At 31.9% G+C, this 5,009-nt stretch carries 4 protein-coding genes; 2 read left to right on the forward strand and 2 right to left on the reverse strand.

Annotated features, from left to right (window positions below; all coding sequences use genetic code 11):
• Nucleotides 1-96: 96 nt before the first annotated feature.
• Entirely contained in the window at nucleotides 97-732 is a 636-nt protein-coding gene (locus ACHZC3_RS03780; RefSeq protein ID WP_394758550.1) for a hypothetical protein, read from the reverse strand.
• A complete protein-coding gene (locus ACHZC3_RS03785; RefSeq protein WP_394758551.1) occupies nucleotides 684-2,165 on the reverse strand; it encodes a two-component regulator propeller domain-containing protein in 1,482 nt (493 codons plus the stop codon). Before ACHZC3_RS03785 ends, ACHZC3_RS03780 begins: the two co-directional genes overlap by 49 nt.
• A 150-nt stretch (nucleotides 2,166-2,315) precedes the next feature.
• Between ACHZC3_RS03785 and ACHZC3_RS03790 the strand changes: the two genes are divergently transcribed.
• Together ACHZC3_RS03790 and queA are read left to right on the forward strand one after the other, a co-directional pair.
• Entirely contained in the window at nucleotides 2,316-3,662 is a 1,347-nt protein-coding gene (locus ACHZC3_RS03790; protein WP_394758552.1) for a T9SS type A sorting domain-containing protein, read from the forward strand.
• 164 nt (nucleotides 3,663-3,826) lie between these two features.
• Nucleotides 3,827-4,876, forward strand: a complete 1,050-nt coding sequence (gene queA, locus ACHZC3_RS03795; protein ID WP_394758553.1) for a tRNA preQ1(34) S-adenosylmethionine ribosyltransferase-isomerase QueA — start codon at nucleotides 3,827-3,829, stop codon at nucleotides 4,874-4,876.
• The last annotated feature ends 133 nt before the right edge of the window (nucleotides 4,877-5,009 follow it).

The following is a 5,009-nucleotide window of genomic DNA, read 5'->3' on the forward strand; positions in this document are numbered from 1 at the left end:
GAAGTAAGTCAAATTTAAACAAAATGAGTCCGATACAATATCGAACTCATTATTATCAAAATTAATTATAAATTTGTCCAAACTTTTGGGTTCAGTCTATTTTTCCCAAAAAGGTTTCTGAATTTCAAAATTTATTTTTTGGAAAATAGTACCATCTTTTTGAGTGCTAAATTCAATTTGGTATAGATTTGGAGATAACGAAGAAAGTTGAAGTATGTTTCCATTATTCAAAATTTCTTTCCAAGAATCATTGTTAATTCTGTAAAAAATACTATTTGTTTTGGAGTAATCAATCATAGCAAATTGTAACCTCAAATCGTTTTGATAGTAGCAAAGATTTAATTTGTTTTTTGTTGTAAAATCTTCATTGTTTACCCAAAATTTCTCTAAATATAAATGACTTTTATTTGCAATTGGCTTCGTGTTATTTTTGTTAAAGCGAATAATGTTTTGATTGTTTAAAATATAAAAATAGTGTTCGTCTATTTGTAAATCTTGTATTTTATCAGTAATTTTTATAGCCTGTATTTTTTGTACTATATTGTTTTTTAATACATAAACGGCATTTTTCGTCCCTAGATAAATATTGTTTTTGATGCTTTTAAAAAAGGTTATGCTTTTCAATCCTGTTTTTATGATTGCAAAATTTCCATGACTATATTGATATAATTTGTCGTCATCGGTTAGTATATAAATAAGGTTATTTGCTTTTCGGATACTTCTAAATCCCATTTTTTGTTGGCAAGTTTCAGTTCCAGCAATCGGTTATTTTTATAACTAAACAATCCTATATTGGTAAGAAATAAGGCTTCGTTATCTATAGGATTCCAAACTGCCGATTTGCCCCGAATATTGTCTCTTAAGTTAAAGCGTTTGTCTATATATTGAAAATTGCCTACTTCGCTTTTTGTGATGATATTTCCAATATTCACAAATCCTATAAATCCAGATACAGCGACAATAGCTTCATTTTCAGTGACAAAATCTATCGATTTTAGCGCGTATGTTTCGTGGTCTAAAACTTCAAAATTTTTATTGGTTTTGTACATGCCATCAGCTGCAATAAAATTAAATTTTGGATGAGAATTATTGATATATATAATTTGATTTTTGCATTTTAGTGGTAGTACTTTTAGATTCCCAAAATTATTTGATATCGAATATATATTCCCGTTTTCTGACCCAATATGTAATTTGGAATTTTCTGTCGAAAGTAGTAGTGGTTTTATTTCTTTTAGGTCATTTTGAATTTCGTTAAAATCAGAAAACCGAAGCACTCCATCGTTCAGTGTGCCAATCCAGTATTTGTTTTCATTGTCAATATAAAAAGAAGTAATGCTAAAATTGGCAAAATAGGGGATTTCGTTCAATTTCTTTCCGTCTTTATCCAAAACAAAAAGACCTTTATTGGTGCAAATCCAAAATTTATTTTGTAAAAAATATAAATTTTGAATGGTTTGAGAGGTGTTAAACTCAAATAGTGGCATTGCATTTCCATTCTCAATTTTATACATTTTTTTATTTGTATTGCTTTTGTCTGTACAATATATTGTGTTGGAAGTGGTAAATATTGGGGCTGCTAAAGGGATGTTTAAATATTTTGAACTAATAGAAAGGGAAGTGTTGTTTAGAGTAATTGTTTTTAAATAGGTGTCGCAAAAACTAGTTTTCCCACCTACAGTTTCTATAAAGCAGGTTCTAAAATTAGATAGATTTTGTTTCTTAATTATTTTTAGCGTTTTTAAATCAAGAACTTCGTAGCCCTTTTGTGTGGCATAAATAAGTTGGTTTTTGTAGATAGAATAGTTTACAAAACCCATCGGATTTCCTTGGGTTATTTTATAAACCGAATCGTTTTGAATGTAGTTCAGGTAACCATCAAAATTTTCGTACCAAATACGCCCGAAATTATCTTTTTTTAAGAATGAACCACTTTTGCCATTTTGGTGCAGCGCTTTGAATTCTTTGAAGTTTCTTCCATCAAATCGAGAGACACCTTCATCGGTGGCAAACCAAATAAACCCTTTATCGTCTTGCATAATATCATACACACTATTAGAGGGTAAACCCTCGGTAATAGTTATTTTTTGATGAAAAATTTCTTGCGAATGTGACACGAAAAATGTCCCAATCAGAAAAAAGAATGCTGTTATTTGTTTTTTCAAAATCCCAAAATTAAATCATGGTAAAAGTACCACAATCGAAAACAATAAAAAAACGCGTTCTCAAACTCAAAACGGCAGTTCTCAAACTGGCTCGATTTTGCTTTACGGATTCTCATAGTTTTGCTTCATAATCTTAAAAAAAACTTTATTATGAAAACTAAATTACTATTACTTTTATTATTGGCTTTCTCGTTTGGGAATGCACAAGTTAATGTAAACGAGGGCTTTGAATCTGGATTTCCCTCTGGTTGGTCGGTTCAAGGTTACACAGATCCAGCTCCTACAAATCTTGGTTACTGTAGTGGCGCATATGGGCTTAGATCATTTACTATGAATAATGTTAGCACTCCATTTGCAGCCGTTTACACTTCAAGTTATGTAAGTGATGGAAATGCCATTGAAGTATCTTATAAATACAAAGGTATGAATGCAACTTCAGATATTGCCTATTTATATTATGAATTAAATAACAGTGGAACATGGGTTTTAATAACATCTGTCAATTCAATTACAAACACTTGTCAAACTATTGGAGGAATTATCGAACAAGGAACTATTCCTAACAATTCGACTGTTCGTTTTAGAATGCAGATTAATAGTTATAATAATATTGTCTATTTTGATGAATTTAGTGCAGTTCAGTTACCGCCAGCTCCAGCACCTGTAACTATAGCCGAATACAATTTTGATAATACCTATAATAATATCAATGGGAACACCCCATTTGCAAATTTACCAGGAACTACATCATTTGTTCCAGATAGAAATGCCGTAGCAAATAATGCTATACAAGTTGTAGGCGATGCAAATAACGGAACTTTTTGTAACGCACTTGCTCCGACGGGAGCGGCACCTAGAACAATTTCTTTTTGGTATAAAACTGTCAGCCACGCAGGTTCTAAAAGTTTGTTCTCTTATGGGACGGCTGTTCAATACAAAACATTTGGTGCCTATTTTGGAACAACTGGGAATATAGTTTTATGGGGGTATTCTTATGACCATCCTTTTAGCGGAACTTATGCTTTAAATACGTGGAGACATTTAGTAATAACTTTTAATGGAGCAAGTACTAAATTATATATGAATGGTACTTTAGTAGGAACAATTTCAACTTCTTTATTAAACACTGGAACAGGAACCAATTTTAGAATTGGTAACAATGGAGTGACCATGCAATTTGATGATTTAAAAATTTACAATACTGCATTGACTCAAACCGATATTACTAGTTTGTATAATAACAATACTTTAGCATCATCTGATTTCTCACATAACAATTTAACAGTAAAAGTATATCCAAACCCAGTTCGTGATATTCTAAACATTGAAACCGAAACCGAAATCAAATCGGTAGAAATTTACAACTTGCAAGGACAAAAAGTAAAAACAGCTTTATCCAAACAAGTAAACGTTTCAGATTTGGCAAGCGGTATTTACATGGTTCGTATGCAAGATGAAAACAATGCGATAGAAACGAAGCGTATTGTAAAGGAATAAATTTATAGAATAGAAGTATAGGCGTTGTCAGGTAAATCAAGTGTTTTTGAAAATAAAACCTAATTTACTTGACAACGCCTATCTCACAATCGTATATTTGCACACGAATTAATTTTAGAATTCAAAAAATCTAAAATCTAAATTCAGAACTCTAAAATTTTACTATGAAATTATCTCATTTCCAATTCAATTTGCCAGCCGAATTATTAGCCGAATATCCAGCTGAAAATCGTGACGAATCACGTTTAATGGTTGTCGATAGAAAAAAAGGAACAATAGAACACAAAATGTTCAAAGATGTTTTAGACTATTTCGACGAAGGAGATGTTTTAGTTTTAAACAATACTAAAGTTTTTCCAGCACGTTTATACGGGAACAAAGAAAAAACAGGCGCAAGAATCGAAGTTTTCTTATTAAGAGAACTAAATGCGGAGCAACGCCTTTGGGATGTTTTAGTAGATCCAGCTCGTAAAATTCGTATTGGAAATAAATTATATTTTGGCGATGATGATTCATTAGTAGCCGAAGTAATAGACAATACAACCTCACGCGGTAGAACCTTACGTTTTCTTTACGACGGTTCGTACGAAGAATTTAGAGCAAAACTAACAGAACTAGGAGAAACACCAATCCCAAAATACATAAACCGTGAAGTAACACCTGAAGATGCAGAACGTTACCAAACCATTTATGCAAAAGAAGAAGGAGCAGTAGCAGCACCAACCGCTGGGTTACACTTCTCTAAACACTTATTGAAACGATTAGAAATAAAAGGAGTTCAGTTTGCCGAAGTAACACTTCACGTAGGTTTAGGAACATTCAATCCAGTAGAAGTAGAAGATTTATCGAAACATAAAATGGATTCTGAGGAGTTAAAAATCTCACAAGAAGCTTGCGATATTGTAAACGCTGCCAAAGAAAGAAAAAGCAGAATTTGCGCCGTAGGAACAACTTCTATGCGTGCAATAGAAAGCTCGGTTTCTTCAGCAAGAACACTAAATCCATTCGAAGGCTGGACAAATAAATTTATTTTTCCACCACATGATTTTAGTTTAGCTACTTGTATGATAACAAATTTTCACACACCTAAATCGACACTAATGATGATGATTTCAGCATTTTGCGGTCATGATTTAATGAAAGAAGCCTATGCAGAAGCCATCAAAGAAAAGTATAAATTCTATTCTTATGGAGATGCGATGCTAATTATCTAAAAACAATTTGTTTCAGATTTAAATATAAAACCTTTCATTTAGACTGCCCCCAAAAAGTTAGACACTATTTGGGGGTATTTTTATGGAAAGAAAAGTCAAATATGATTATGCATTTAAGCTTGAATGCGTAAAA

It is taken from the genome of Flavobacterium sp. (genome assembly GCF_043720215.1).
GTDB lineage: Bacteria > Bacteroidota > Bacteroidia > Flavobacteriales > Flavobacteriaceae > Flavobacterium.